This is a genomic window from Chryseobacterium pennae (assembly GCF_003385515.1).
Lineage (GTDB): Bacteria > Bacteroidota > Bacteroidia > Flavobacteriales > Weeksellaceae > Chryseobacterium > Chryseobacterium pennae.
Genome location: NZ_QNVT01000028.1, coordinates 77,996 through 93,499, shown reverse-complemented (window position 1 = coordinate 93,499; position 15,504 = coordinate 77,996). Strand labels below are relative to the sequence as shown.

Annotated in this window: 10 protein-coding genes; 2 read left to right on the top strand and 8 right to left on the bottom strand. The window is 30.7% G+C overall.

The window, feature by feature from the left end:
• Positions 1–880: 880 nt before the first annotated feature.
• Positions 881–2,539: an NUMOD4 domain-containing protein gene (locus DRF65_RS22710; RefSeq protein WP_115973011.1), complete on the bottom strand. Its 1,659-nt coding sequence runs from the start codon at positions 2,537–2,539 to the stop codon at positions 881–883.
• Between the two features lie 437 nt (positions 2,540–2,976).
• On the opposite strand from DRF65_RS22710, the gene DRF65_RS22705 reads away from it, so the two are divergent.
• Positions 2,977–4,209, top strand: a complete 1,233-nt coding sequence (locus DRF65_RS22705) for a MutS-related protein (protein ID WP_115973010.1) — start codon at positions 2,977–2,979, stop codon at positions 4,207–4,209.
• A gap of 95 nt (positions 4,210–4,304) precedes the next feature.
• On the opposite strand, the gene DRF65_RS22700 is transcribed toward DRF65_RS22705, so the two are convergent.
• Positions 4,305–5,609 carry an HlyD family secretion protein gene (locus DRF65_RS22700; RefSeq protein ID WP_115973009.1) on the bottom strand — a complete coding sequence of 435 codons (1,305 nt, stop codon included), beginning with the start codon at positions 5,607–5,609 and terminating at the stop codon, positions 4,305–4,307.
• On the bottom strand, positions 5,599–7,794 hold the full coding sequence (locus DRF65_RS22695; RefSeq protein WP_115973008.1) for a peptidase domain-containing ABC transporter: 2,196 nt from the start codon (positions 7,792–7,794) through the stop codon (positions 5,599–5,601). Before DRF65_RS22695 ends, DRF65_RS22700 begins: the two co-directional genes overlap by 11 nt.
• 913 nt (positions 7,795–8,707) lie before the next feature.
• Here DRF65_RS22695 and DRF65_RS22690 point away from each other — a divergent pair.
• Positions 8,708–9,877 carry a hypothetical protein gene (locus DRF65_RS22690; protein WP_123947419.1) on the top strand — a complete coding sequence of 390 codons (1,170 nt, stop codon included), beginning with the start codon at positions 8,708–8,710 and terminating at the stop codon, positions 9,875–9,877.
• 7 nt (positions 9,878–9,884) lie between these two features.
• Here the strand turns inward: DRF65_RS22690 and DRF65_RS22685 are convergent, their stop codons facing one another.
• The 5 genes from DRF65_RS22685 to DRF65_RS28610 all read right to left on the bottom strand — a co-directional run bounded on the left by DRF65_RS22685 (position 9,885) and on the right by DRF65_RS28610 (position 15,310).
• Complete coding sequence (locus DRF65_RS22685; RefSeq protein ID WP_115973006.1) at positions 9,885–12,074, bottom strand: peptidase domain-containing ABC transporter; 2,190 nt, start codon at positions 12,072–12,074, stop codon at positions 9,885–9,887.
• 7 nt (positions 12,075–12,081) lie between these two features.
• Positions 12,082–12,888: a GLPGLI family protein gene (locus tag DRF65_RS22680; RefSeq protein WP_115973005.1), complete on the bottom strand. Its 807-nt coding sequence runs from the start codon at positions 12,886–12,888 to the stop codon at positions 12,082–12,084.
• 37 nt (positions 12,889–12,925) lie between these two features.
• Positions 12,926–13,924 (bottom strand): hypothetical protein, encoded by a 999-nt coding sequence (locus tag DRF65_RS22675; protein WP_123947418.1) that lies wholly within the window; start codon positions 13,922–13,924, stop codon positions 12,926–12,928.
• Positions 13,925–14,092: 168 nt separating this feature from the next.
• Entirely contained in the window at positions 14,093–15,058 is a 966-nt protein-coding gene (gene gwsG / locus DRF65_RS22670) for a grasp-with-spasm system ATP-grasp peptide maturase (RefSeq protein WP_115973003.1), read from the bottom strand.
• Between the two features lie 81 nt (positions 15,059–15,139).
• Positions 15,140–15,310, bottom strand: coding sequence for a hypothetical protein (locus tag DRF65_RS28610; RefSeq protein WP_165852297.1), 171 nt, complete (start codon positions 15,308–15,310; stop codon positions 15,140–15,142).
• Positions 15,311–15,504 lie beyond the last annotated feature (194 nt).

Here is a 15,504-nt window from a genome sequence, read left to right as displayed (position 1 = left end):
AGATTATTACATGGGAGAGTATTCAGACAATGAAGCATTTGCTCAATATTTATTAGAAATGGATATTCCTGAAAGTCTACCCAACTATATTTATATTGATTGGGAAACCACTGCAAGAAATCTTATGTTTGATTATTTTGAAAGTAATGGGCATTATTTTAAATCGTAGTATATTTGCATTATAATAAACTCAGTTGTAACTATTAAAGTTCAAATAGGTTTAATTAGATTCAAACAGATTCAAAAAAGCATTCTTCAAAAGTTTGGGTACAACTTTGGGTACAAAAACAAAAAAGAGAAAATGTAATTATTTAAAATTCAATAATTTACAAATTCTCTTTAGCTTAAAAAGTGGAGTTGGAGGGATTCGAACCGTCTCTTTAAATTTCTTTATTTATCGACATTTTTTTCAAATTGAAGCTCAGCTACTCACCGAATTACTCACTTTGGAAATGTAGGTTTTTGATTCGTTTTGTAAATCAAATATAATAACTTCTTTTGTATTTTAATGAATAAATGTTGAAGTTTTTTATGGGGGGTTAGAAATTGTTTCTACTCAAAATTGTAAGGCTTTTTGCTTAGAATAACTATCGTGAAGCAAGGTTCGAGAAATTCTTTTAAGTGTATCGATTGTTCTATGTTCATTATTAATTAAGGTAATCGTTCTTCTAATTGTTTTTTGTACACTATAAAACTCTTGTTATGCAGAACAATCGTGCATACTTCTTGAAAAGGTTTATGCCATTTTTTACAGGTAATATCAAGTCTGCTGTCTATTTGCGTTACAGTCCCATTAGTACTGATTTATTTTTGTCTACATACTACTAAATATAGCTGTCCTTTATCCTATTTTTAGTGATTTTTTGAATGTTCAAATATTCTACTTTTTAATAATCTTTTTATTAAATGCATCTACCATAGAGCGTAATGATAACTTTGACAGATCTATATCCCATAGAGGTTGATTTTCATTGACTACCCGAAGTGTTCTGTTGTTCAGATCGAATTCTTCAACAAAACAACAATAAAGCAGCCGTAAAAGCATTTTTTGAGCTTTATCTTCCTTCTTATGAACCTTAAAATAAAGATAATAAGATTTATCACTCGTTAGGTTGAGGGAAAGAATCTGATCTTCTCCATAGAAATGAGTACCTGCTCCCCATCCGCTCAATCGTTTTACCCTCCCTTTATTGGAAATAGCATATTTACTATCAAAACCTGGTAATGGCTTCCATTGTTCATCCGGTAAGTCACTTAGAGATAAATTGAAAATAGCAGGTGGACTCTTCTTGTTAATCCGAGGTTTACCCAACTTTTCCCAAAGAGAGTCATTGAAAGCTTTTTTCGAATTAAGTACTGTTCTCACTTTAGTAGCATACTCTTTATTTCTTTCCCTAAGGATTTCATTAAAAGGTTTTAAAGTGAGTTTCGAAATATCTATGTCCCATTGAAGATGACTATTGTTTATTATTACCAGATTTCTGTTTTTAAGATCAAATTCTTCTACAAAACAATAATAAAGCAATCGGTTAATAGCTAAATGATATTTCCTACCATTACTACTTAATTGAGCATAAAGATAATAATTTTCACTATCAGATGTTAGTACAGAAAGCGAGAGAATATGCTCTCTCCAAAAAGTTTTGTTTTTATTCTGTGTCCAGGTATTTAACCGTTTTACTCTTCCTTTATTAGAAATAGCAAAATACATATCAAGATCGGGAACCGGTTTCCATCTTTCACCGGGAAGATCTTTTAGTGATAAATTCATACAGGCTGGCGGATTGCTTTCATCAATTGGCGGTTTCCCAAGCTTTTTCCAAAGGGTTGTATTAAGTACTTTTTCCGGCTTACTTTTAGTTTCCGGTATAAAATCTTCTTTAGTAGGTTTATAACCTTTTGCAAACCATCGAAATTTCCCGGCAGTAATCCGTTTTTTATTGATGATAGCTAAAATATGAGGAGGATAAATTCCTAAAGTTTCACTTGCTGCATAAATACTTTCATATCTGGCAACAAAATCCCCATCAACTGTGTATTGGCTCACTGCCTGCTGATAGTTTCCTTTCTTCCCTCTGCCTGTGTTCAGTGCTTTACTGCGTATCTCATTGATAGCTACCCTTTCTAAATTACTAAAATGCACATTAAACCGATTTTCATCTTTAAAAGCCATACGAAATGAAAGATTATCCATATCAAACTTTTCAACAAAATGATAGTAAACCAAGCGAGCTACTGATTTTCCATATTTTCTCCCTTCAACGGAGAGGTTACATCTCACATTATAAAAACGAGCCTTTAGATATTTATTAAAATATCTGAAGACATGTGGCTTCTTAATGCTATCCAATATTTTCCGCTTTACTCCAGCGGGGTTTATAGCCCAACGTTCCAGGCTTTTCACCCTTCCGTAATTTGAAATAGCATAATTTTCAAAACCTTCTATCAACTTCCATTCTTCACCCGGAAGATCTTTCAGGGAAAGATTGGAAAGGACTGTCTTTACATATTCATCTCCTAATTCAGTAGGTAGTTTCATGGATCCTGATCTTTATGATATACAAATTAATGTTTATTCGTATAATAAAAATAAAGAAAAAGTATAAAACCGTAAGTAATTAAAAAATTATTGGTCTTCGATATGGCAGATGAATTAGTTAATTATGTAAAAGAAATCTGACTTTTAAGCTTTTATAATATTGATAAAGACCTGAAAAGTTTTATGCAAGAAGTTTTATTTACATATATTGATAAAATTCGTAGCAAAGGTTGAGTAACAAATGGCTTCTAGACCTAATTTATAGATGAATTTTCATAAAAGAACCGTTTGGTTCAGCCAATAAGATTAAAAAACAGAAAAATACTTATAAAAATTACAAAAAAATAATGTCTCCCGATAATTTTAGGTTTTTTTTAAAACATGCTTGAGGTTTAAATACATAGTTTTACGTATATAAATTTCAACATAAATGAATCATGGAAAACATTTCTGAAATAATAGCCCATTTTAATTTCACTCAGACAAGAAAATCTAAGCAATATTTAATATCATTTTTCAACCAAAAATCCTTTAACAAAAAACAGACACTTTATGTCCAACAAAAACTGAAACTATTCTTGGATAATTTTCAGATTATTAATAGTTATGAAATCAAGGAAAATAGAATTTCTGCAATTCAAAAATTTTTAGATGAAATTGATGTCAGCCAATATAATTACTTCGTAAGTATTAAATACCGTGAGTATTTTAAAGAAATAAATACTAATATTTCGTTGTTAATAGACTTCTTTTATCATTTTGGATTGTTATTGAAAAATTTCAAAAAGAAAGAAACTTGCTTAGAATATTCATATGAAATTGAAAAAATGATTGTATTCATCGACTCATTGCCCATCGATGAGTTTTATGGTAAAGAGCTTGATTTTAAGCAAAGAAAGAATATTCTTGTCAAAATTACACCCGAAATTGAGGCGGAAAATTTTGACTTATTCTGGAATTTCTTCTATATGTTTGATGTATATTCCAGCATTGCTAAAGGGATTAAGTTAAACAATTTGGTATTTCCTCAATTTAATTCTGAAAATACATTTACAATTAAAAATTTCTACCATTTAGATCTTACAAACGGTGTTAAAAATACATTAGATGTAAATAATAAAAACATAATTGTTTTTACAGGAGCTAATATGTCCGGGAAATCTACCACAATGAAGTCAGTTAGTATTATTGTTCTACTTGCTCATCTGGGAATTGCCATTCCGGCCGAATACTGTAATATCCCTTTTTATGACAGTATTTTCCTGCATTTTTCCGTTAACGATAATCTCAAAGAAGGTTATAGTCACTTTGCTCAGGAAATTATGAATGTAAAGAATGTTTTATTAGAATTAAAATCTAAAAACTGTTTCGTTGTTTTTGATGAAATATTCAGCGGAACTAACATCAATGATGCAGCACAAATTACTGTAAATACGGTGAATGGTTTAACTAAATTTAAAAATTCTCTGTTCATTTTTTCCACACATTTAAATCTAATCGAACATCATTTAACAGAAAATAAAAATGTTTTGTTGCTGAATTTAGAATGTTTTGTGAAAAATAATGAACTGTCATTTACTTATAAACTGAAAGAAGGCTGGTCCAGACTTGAAATAGGAAAGCTGCTATTCAATCAATATGGCTTAAATGAACTCTTAAACTCTTTGTAATTGCTAAATAATACTAAAAAAATAGAACACAAAGAAAAATATTAATGGGAAATTCTCTATAGATATTGTTTAAGAATTTGACGACAGTTTATAATTTAACTTTGATATCCCAATAATTTCCTGATTTGATAGAAAAACCTCTCAATAAGTCTTAAATCCTGAGTTACAATTTCGGCATTTCCTCTAAGCTCTTTATCAAAAACTAATTTTTTATTATAACTAGTTTTTAACCCCTTTGGAAGAATGACATCTACGTAATAATTTCCTTTTTCATCAGGAGAAAGTGAAATATTCTGAACCCTTCCTTCTACGATACCATATTCCTGAAAACGGTAATTATCCAGCTTAATCAACACTTTTTCCCCTTTGGTAATCTTACCGGAGTTAATTGCAGGAACCTGCATCCTCCCAACCAATGCTTCTTTATCCTTTGGTAGAATGGATAAGATAGGATCACCCGCCTTTATGAACTGATTTTCGCCAAAAAACTGCTGAAAACTAGCTACGCCGTCTGTGGATGAAATAACAAGATAATTTTGCTCCCATTGTTTGAGAGATTTTCTTAATTGCTCAAATAACTGTAATGTTTGTGAAGAATAGGTGATTTTATCTTTTTCTGTATTAATGACAGTCCCGCTTTTTGTTCTGTTGAGATTAGAAATACTTTCTTCCATTTGGGATAATGAAATATTAATATTTTCTAAATTCTGTTGAGCCTGCAGGTATTTAATTTTTTCATTTTCAAGCTCCATTGCGGCAATGACTCCTTGATTGAATAATTCCTGTGACCGCTGATAGCTTTTCTTGGTAATCTCATACTTTGCCTGCTCTAGGCTTTTCTGCTGTTTCATTGTTAAGATTCTCATTCTATATTCAGAAAGACTTTGGTTGGCAGCTAAACTTTCAGGGGCGTAAGGCTGTAATCTTGTAAAAAGCTCCTCATCCTGAAAAGCTTTAGCAAAATTATTATAATCACCTTGTAATTCACCCAATTTAAAATGAGAACTCTGCTGAACCGGGAATGAACGCAACTGATTGGGAGAAATAGAATCAACCAGCTTTTTAAGCTCCAAAATATCTTTATAATTGGCTGCGGACTGCATGACCATCAAGACCTGATTTTTTTTAACTTCCTGATGGTCTTTAATGAATATTTTTTCAATTTTGGAACTGATTCTTGCCTCCAGTTTTTCCGGAGGATTTTGTGAAGTAACAACAATAGGTGCCGGGATAAATTCTGGATATTTTATTATATAACTCATTCCTAAAATAAGAAGAAGTATAATAAAAATAATAGTGTTACCCCAACGGATCATCCAGTGGGGTGGTTGTGTAAGAATGTCCTGAACACTTTCAGAACGTAATTCTATATTGTCTAAAATATCTTTGTTAGTTTCCAAGTTCTAATTGATTTTTTACAAGTCTGTAATATTCACCTCTTAATGCCACTAATTCTGCATGACTTCCTTCTTCCACTACATTTCCTTTGTCTAAAACGATAATTTTATCTGCATGTTTTACGGTTGAAAGTCTGTGAGCAATAACAATGGCAGTTTTTCCCTTAAAGAATTGTTCCAGATTTTCCATAATGATCTTTTCATTGTTGGCATCTAAGGCTGATGTTGCTTCATCAAAGAAAATATATTCCGGAGATTTATAAACAGCTCTTGCGATAAAAAGCCTTTGTTTCTGACCACCACTTACTCCTAGACCTTCATTTCCGATCTTGGTATTGTAGCTTAATGGTAAACCTTCGATAAAGTCTTTAATATTGGCAATTTCTACGGCTTTTCTTAATTTTTGTTTATCGATATAATCTTCGCCCACACCAATATTATTGGCAATAGTATCATTAAAAACATATCCTTCCTGCATTACCACACCACACTGATCTCTCCAAAATCTTGGAGAAACATTCTTTAATTTTGTGTTTCCAATTTTAATGTCGCCTTCAGTTGGTTCATAAAACTTCATTAATAGTTTTAAAAGCGTGGTTTTCCCACTTCCGCTGGCTCCAACAATTGCTGTTGTTTTTTGATATGGAATAGTTAAGTTTAAATGTTCAAAAACAAAAGCATCAGAACCAATATATCTGAACGACATATCTGTAATTTCTATATCTTTTTGTGGAATTTCGGCAACGTATTGTTCTTCTTTATTTTCTTCATCGTCTTTATCGTGGATTTCACCTAGCCTTTCAAGTGATATCTTAGCATCCTGAAATTGTTTAATAAAATCAATAAGCTGTAAAAGCGGACTGTTAAGCTGCCCGATAATATACTGAACGGAAAGCATCATTCCCAAGGTTAGATTTCCTTCCAAAACCAATTTAGCAGAAAGAAAACTTACCAGAATATCTTTCATTTGATTAATGAAATTTCCGCCTACCGATTGCCATTGTTCTAAGGATAAAGATTTAATTCTAATCTTAAATAATTTAACCTGTAAAAACTCCCAGTCCCAGCGTTTTTGCTTTTCGGCGTTATGCATTTTTATTTCCTGCATCCCGTTGATAAGCTCGATCACTTTACTTTGTTCCTGAGAAACCTGTGAGAATCTTTTATAATCTAATTCTTTTCTTTTATTAAGGAAGAAAGTGATCCATCCTATATATAAAACAGCACCTATTAAATAAACGACAAACAGTCTGTAATCATAAAATAAAAGAACAATACTGAAAATAACAAGATTCACCAATGAGAATAGGGTGTTTAGAGATGAACTTGTCAAAAGCTGTTCTATTCTATGGTGATCATTGATACGCTGCATAATATCTCCTGTCATTCTTGTATCGAAGAAACTTATGGGAAGCTTCATTAATTTGATAAAGAAATCCGAAATAATTGAAATATTAATTCTCGCAGAAAGGTGGAGCAGGATCCAGCTTCGTATGACTTCAATACCCATTCTGCCTAAAAAAAGCATGACTTGGGCGAGTAAGACAACATAGATGAAATTTAAATCCTGATTTTGTATCCCGACATCGACGATACTTTGGGTAAGAAAGGGGAAAATTAATGATAATAAACTTCCCGCTAAAAGTCCGACCGCTAATTGAGCGACCAACGATTTATACTTTAATAAATATTTTGAAAGGAAAGTAAAACTAGCCTTACTTTCTTTATCATCAAATTCAGTTTGAAAAAACGCAGGAGTAGTTTCTAAAATAAGAACAATCCCTTCTTCTGTTTTTTCATTGGCATTTTCGCCGATCCATAGTTTGATGAATTCATCTCTTGAATAGGTGATCAGCCCGTAACTTGGATCTGAAATATATACTTTGTTATTTTTATCAATTTTATAAACGACTACAAAATGGTTTTTGTTCCAATGAACAATGCATGGGAAAGAAACTTCTTCTGCAAGGGTTTCAAAATCAATTTGAACACCTAATGAGCGAAAACCTAAGTCTTCCGCCGCATCGCTTAAACCTAATAAGCTGCTGCCTTCTCTTGTAGTCTCAGAGAGGTTACGGATTTGCTGTAAGGAAATGCTTTTTCCATAATGTTTGCTTACGATACGAAGACATGTGGGACCGCAATCCTTGGAATCAGGCTGCTTATAAAAAGGAAACTTTTTTTTCAATTAATTATGTTTTAATTTCTCTTTAAGAGGATAAGTTCTCCATTCTTCCGTATATGAATTATAGCCACCTGGCATGGGGTTTTGCTGATCAGCAATTTATATTTTAGATTTTTGTATTGTACATATGCAAAAAAAATAAACTTGTATCTTCACCTGAAGCAAAGATGCAACAATTTGAAGAAGTTTTACAATATATTGATCCATAAATTCATGAATTTAGGTACCTAAATTTATAAATTTAGAATAGTTAAAATGCTTGATTTCAGATATATATTGCGATTCTTTAGTTGTTGAATCTGCTGACTTTTCAATTTATTTAAATTGATAGAAAGTGGAGTTCCAATTCTCTTTTTAAATGTCATTGTGAATGATTATTCAGTATTATACCTTAATTCAACAGCAATAGAAGATAATTTCTATGAACAGAATTTTTTGTTTTTTGCCAACCTGTTGATAAAGTAATCAACCCAATGCAAAAAAAATCTTTGAGTTGATTACCATAATTGAGAGTCCAAATAAGATGATTGTCCTCATCTGATCAGTACCAGATAAAGATAATTTATTCCGCAAATTAAACAAAGGGTGAAGTTTTATCTATCAAGCTAAATAAATTTGATAGATATCCTCTAATTAGTTTTTTTGCTTTTCGTGAACTAGCCTCAATCATAACTTGAAACCAGATAACAAATAAAAATATGAGAGCTATTTTTTCTATCTTTAGTATTGAAAAAGATGGCACAAATTCGTACAGCTAATTACAGAAATTATGCTCGAATGAACTGTGTCAAAAAACAGTTTTATGAAAACAGGAAAAGATGATTAATACTTATGGTTGATGGAAGGAGCTTGCTTCTGTATCATGCTCTTTGCGAATAATATTTTCCGTTATACTCAGCTAATTAAATACAAACTTATGAAAACAACTTTTTTTTTATTTTTAATTTTTTCTTTGAGCTTAAAAGCACAAAATCTTTACAAATTTTCAAATGATATTGAAAAGGAAATCAATAATGATAAAAGTGGAGACGATTCTTATAAGTATCAAATTGGAGCAATGAACTATTCTATATCAAATTATTATTTTAAGGGATTACAAACTTGGGATAAACTTGGGAGAAAAGAAAAAAAAATATCTAAAGATTACAGTTTAAAATTAGTAAAACATAAAATTGAAAATGCTAAAGATTATATCTTAAATAAATCAAAAAAAGAAGAAATATTGATTATTAACGAAGCACACCATTATGCAAGTCATAGAACATTTGCAACATCTCTATTAAAGAAACTTTATGAAAATGGCTATCGTTATTTGGGTATTGAGGCTTTAGGTGATGATTCAATAAATATTAGAAAATTTCCAACAACACAAAGTGGTTTTTATACTTCCGAACCACAATTTGGTAATTTCATTAAAACTGCTTTGGATTTAGGCTTTACTCTATTTAAATATGAGGCAGAATCAGGAAAAAATGGAAAAGAAAGAGAGATAGAACAAGCAGAGAATATCTATAAATTTATGCAGAAAAATAAAAATGGAAAATATTTTATTTACTGTGGATATGAGCATGCATATGAAGGAAAACACCAGACTTGGGAAAAAACAATGGCAGGAAGACTTTCTGATCTAACAAAGATCAACCCACTTACAATTGATCAAACGCAGTTTTCTGAAAGAAGTGACTCTGAACTGAATGATCCATTATTAAGTTCCATAAACGGGAATTATCCTGTTGTTTTATTAGACGAAGATAAAATGTTATTCAAAAGAATTCAAAAGGAGCCTTTTACAGATATAAAAATTATACATCCAATTACAAGATACATTCAAGCGAGGCCTAATTGGATGCTTAATAAAAGTCGCAAATTTTATGAAATACCAAAATCTAAAATTAAAAATTATCCATCCTTAATTTTTGCATATAGAAAGGGAGAATTTGAAAATAAAGGTGTGCCTGCGGATATTATAGAATTACATAGTGTAAAAGACTCAAGATATCTTATTTTAGATAAGGGGAATTATGATATTGTGGTAAAAGATAGAACATATAAGATTACTAATAAGTTCGAAGAATCCATTGAATAACTGTCTCTTAATTTCCAAGTTCCAGTTGATTTTTAACCAAACGGTAGTATTCGCCCTTCTTGGCAACCAATTCTCGATGATTACCTTCTTCAACGACCTTACCTTTATCTAGCACAATAATTTTATCTGCGTTTTTTACGGTAGATAAACGATGTGCAATAACAATGGCTGTTTTACCTCTAAAAAACTGTTCCAGATTTTCCATAATAATCTTTTCATTATTAGCATCTAATGCTGATGTTGCTTCATCAAAAAATATAAATTCCGGGGATTTATAAACAGCTCTTGCAATGAAAATCCTCTGTTTTTGCCCCCCGCTAATTCCTACACCTTCATTTCCAATTTTAGTACTATAATTTAATGGTAAACTGTCAACAAATTCATTAATATTGGCAATTTCTAATGCTTTTTTTAGTCTTTGTTTATCAATATAGTCTTCACCTACTGCAACATTATTGGCAATCGTATCATTAAATACATAGCCATCCTGCATGACAACTCCGCAAATATTTCTCCAAGAACGTGGAGAAATATTTTTTAGGGTAGTGTTCCCCAATTTAATTTCTCCCATATTAGGTTCATAAAACTTCATTAAAAGTTTTAAAAATGTAGTTTTTCCGCTTCCACTTGCTCCCACAATTGCAGTAATTTTTTGATAAGGAATTGTAATATTCAGGTTTTCAAAAACAAACTGATCAGATCCCATATAACGAAAAGAAACATTATTTACTTCAATATCTTGAGAAGGAATTTCTTCAGCATACTGTTCATTTTTGTTTTCTTCGTCTTCTTTATTATGAATTTCGCCCAATCTTTCAATACAAATTTGCGCATCCTGAGCCTGTTTTATAAAATCAAAAATCTGCAATAGGGGACCGTTTAACTGCCCGATTATATACTGTACAGAAAGCATCATACCTAAAGTTAGATTTCCACTTAAAACTAATTTTGCTGAAAGAAAGCTCATCAAAATATCCTTCGTTGTATTAATGAAATTTCCTCCAACAGATTGCCACTGTTCTAATGAAAGAGATTTAAGTCTAATCTTGAAAAGTTTGATCTGCAAAAATTCCCATCCCCATCGTTTTTGTTTTTCAGCATTATACATTTTGATTTCCTGCATACCATTAATCAATTCAATTACTTTACTCTGTTCCTGAGAAAGCTGAGAGAATCTTTTATAGTCCAATTCTCTCCTTTTCTTTAAGAAAAAAGATATCCAAGTAATGTATAAAATGGATCCAACAATGTAAACCAAAAATAAACGATGATCATACAATAGCAGTACAACACTATATATGATGAGATTGATCAGAGAAAACAATGTGTTAAGAGAAGAACTTGTAATCAATTGTTCTATACGATTGTGGTCGTTGATTCGCTCTAAAATATCTCCAGACAATCTTGTATCAAAGAAACTAATGGGAAGATTCATCAATTTAATAAAGAAATCGGAGACAATAGAAATATTGATCCTGGTAGAGAGGTGAAGTAAAATCCAGCTTCTTATGACTTCTATACCTGTTCTGCCTGTAAAAAGCATTATTTGGGCCAATAACACAAGATAGATAAAATTAAGATCTTGATTTTGAATCCCCACATCTACTATACTCTGAGTAAGGAACGGAAAAATAAGGGAAAGAATACTTCCTGCAAGAAGGCCAATAGCAAGCTGAAAAGCCAGTGGTTTATATTTGAAAAAATATTTGGAGAGATATTTTAAACTGACTTTACTTTCTTCATCAAATTCATTTTGATAAAATGTTGGTGTTGTCTCTAAAACAAGCACAACTCCTTCTTCGGTCTCTTCATTAGCATTTTCACCGATCCATTGTTTGATAAATTCTTCTTTTGAGTATGTTATTAATCCGTAGCTTGGGTCGGAAATGTACACCGTATCATTTTTATCAATATTGTATATGACAACAAAATGCTCTTTATTCCAATGTACAATACAAGGAAGCGGAACTTGTTCTTTTAATGTATTAAAATCAATTTTAATCCCTAACGAACTATATCCTATTTTCTCCGCTGCGTTACTGAGTCCCATGAATGAACTTCCAGCTCTTGTAGTTTCCGAAAGAGTACGAATCTGTTGTAAAGGGATTACCTTTCCATAAAACTTGCTTACAATTCTTAAACAAGTTGGACCGCAGTCTTTGTAATCCGGCTGTTTGTAGAAGGGAAATTTTTTCAAACTTAAATTAATCTGGATATTTTATAGCCTCCGACAGCTCTATTGGATTGTTATTTTTTTTCAAGCGGGCTTGGGCGGTTGTTGTCATTTTTCTAAAATCAGGTTCTATATCTTTTCCGTTCTCATCTTTAAATTTAGCTTTTATATTTCCTGACTTCATTTCTCTGAAAGGGTCATTGTAATAATCTAAAAATGCTTTTTGTAACTGCTTTTGAGGAATATTAATTGCTCCTTTATACATATTTTCAAATTCTAAAGTGTCAGTTCTCTTCTTTATTGCATAAAGACTAAATTTATAAGAGCCCGTAGTATCTTCCATATAAACTATAACTCCAGGTAGATTTCGGAATATATACGGGCCCCCTTGAATTGGTAACTCTTGAGTAAACCACGCTTCCCAAACTCTTCCTTTATATTTCAAAATTGCCTTTGTACATAGATAATTATCTATTTTTTTGGTTTCGGGTTTCAGTTCCCAATTTAAATTGACATGCTCTGTTACTTTGTATATATCTTTAAACAAAAAATAATATTTAGAACTTAAGTTTTCTTCATGATTAACAACTAGAAAGCTGTTATCACCCACAGCAAAATCCTCAAATCCTTTGCTTCTAAGTGAATCTACTTTGTATTGTTTTTCAGTCAAAAATTTAGATTTTCCCCCCTGAACCAAAAGCGTCATATTTTTATTCATTGTTTCGGAACTTAAGGAGTCTTCTTTATAAGTAAGATGATAATCAAGTCGAAAATTTTGGGCATAAAAATTACAAGACAAAAAGATTACTACTAAACTTTTTAATATTTTAGAATTCATAGTAAATGTAGATTTATCATTTAATTTTTTTGATCTTTTAATTTATTTCTGCGGTATAAGGATTATAATTACAATTGATTGTATACCCGGTTTGACTTTTCTCTGGAAGATAAGTCGCTGTGCAGCAATATCTGAATTCACAAGCATTACATGGGGCAATATCATCTTTTTTAATATTCCATAATTCCGATATTTTTTTTACTGTGTTTGTTTTTATTTCTTCAAAATCTTCCAAAATATTTCCGTAACTGTTTTTATCTGAAAAATTATGTTTTATATTTCCATTTTCATCAATAAATATCGTTTTGTATAATGCCAGATTATAATTATTGGCAATATTATATGCACCTATACTGATAGCAATATCGTAAAGTCTGAATCGTGTTAAAAACAAATTAGAATCGTCAATGGTTATATAATCTGTAATGACCTCACTATTTTGTTGAGTTCTTTTTTTAGGAGAATTAAATACCACAATTGATTTTACCCGATCATTTTGATAAATTTTTTTATCTATTTTTTGGTATGGGATAGAGAATGATAAATTTGATACTTGTGAATATTCCAAAGATGCTAATATTTTATGTACTTGTTCCATACAGTCTTTATTATCAATATGAAAATGCAGCCTTTTAACCCCTAATAGTTGAATATTTCTCGCAAAAGAGTCAATATTATCATAGATATATTGTGATAGTATTACAGTTGTAAAAATGAATATAGATGTATCTTCATTAATACTTAAAGCAGGTAAATCCGGAAAAAAATTATTGGTAGAATAAAAAATAAATTCTTTTTCTTCCAGTAACTTTAAATATTCTTTTGCTATTTTATTATGTTTATATTCTTCCAAAACATCATTGACCTTTCTTCCTTTGATATCTTCAACAAAATCTATTAAGGTATTAGGTATAAATTCTATATTTTCTCTCTGGATATCATATATAGCACTTCTTTCAAAGCCTTTTACCAATAGGCAACAAGAGAAAAAGTTAATATATCTATCTTTATTGCTCTGTAAATAAATTGATTCCATCTTTGTATATGCTTAAACAGTAAATTTCTGATTGATGAGCAAGTGTGTTGATTGCTCTATATCGACGATTCCTCCTAACAGAATTGGTATTTACAGGATATAGGTTGGAAAACTGTATTGGGAACAATTCCTTCTTACTAGTTCCCATTTCTTTTAATAGGCTTCTTTTCATACATTCATATTTTTTAAACAATTAGCAACCTCAATATGAAGATTATAACCACAAGGAAACGAGGTCATTCTAAACTGACCCGAAGGATTTATTTCTAAAAAATAATATTCACCATCATCAGCTTTTATCATGTCCAGGGAGCCTGTATTCAACCCTAATTTTTTCATCAAAGAAGATATTTTCTGATCCATATCATTGGGAAGTGTATATGGTACAAGCCTATTAGGGTTAACATAATTGTATTGCCTATAATCTGTTCTTGTTTGATTATCAGTTTGAGAAAATATAGCCATGCTGTAATTTTTTCCATTCAAGTGAAAAATTCGAAGCTCATATTCTTTGTTAATTTTTTCTTGAAATAAACTTGGAAAAAAATTTTCATAACTACGAATCTTTTTCTCTCTTACTTCATTGGTGAAAAAGTAGAATATTTTATCTTCTATATCTAAAACTGTTGCGTCTTTTATAGATTTAGTGATATATGACTGACTGTAGTTTAAATTACTTGAATTGTTGGTTATATACGTTTGGGGAATTTTAATTCCTAATTCCTGAGCCGTTATTAAACATCCAATTTTAGTCATTTGATTTACGTTAAGATAATGGTTAAGCCATTTTTTATCTTTTAAAAATTCAAAAAAGATATCTAATGTTGACATGTACTCTGATTTCAAATAATCTAACATTTCGATATTTGTCTCGGATCTAATATGCTCTCTATACTTTCTAAAAAAACCAAATTTTCTATACCAAACACAATTAACATCTGAAATATCCACTTTTCCAAAAAAAATATTTTCAACAAACAATTTGGGAAATGGTTGTAATTCAACATACATTTTCGTTTTTCCAGTAAATAAATCTAAATCGTTAATTCTTATGTGCTTTTCACCAAGTATTGACAAGTGTTCCATTACCCAGTTCGTGTCGTCATCATTGGGAGTAGATAAAATCAATATCATATTAAATTATTAAAACATTTTAAAAGAAAAAAGGCTGCTCTTAATACTTAGAGACAGCCTCTTTTGTAAGACTGTTGTTAATTACGATTTATCATCACATCCGTCATCAGCCGTACCTCCATTGTTCATAATCGTAGTAGTTGCTAGCATGGAAGCATCACTAGGCTGCAGAGATAATGATCCTGCATAAACAGATTTCAAATCACCTAATTTTTTACCTTTTAAGGATTCTAGGGATTTCTTTGATTGCATTTCTTTTTTCATAATATAGAAATATTAAAATGATTTTTTCCTACTCTATTTAAGCTTTTCGGATTCCGCTATTATTTATTATTGAGTAAATTAAAAAAATCAATTGTGATTTGCTTTGAAACAAAGATGCAGGAAATTAGAATGACAATGCAAGTGATTGGTCCCTAAATTCATGAATTTAAGTACTTAAATTC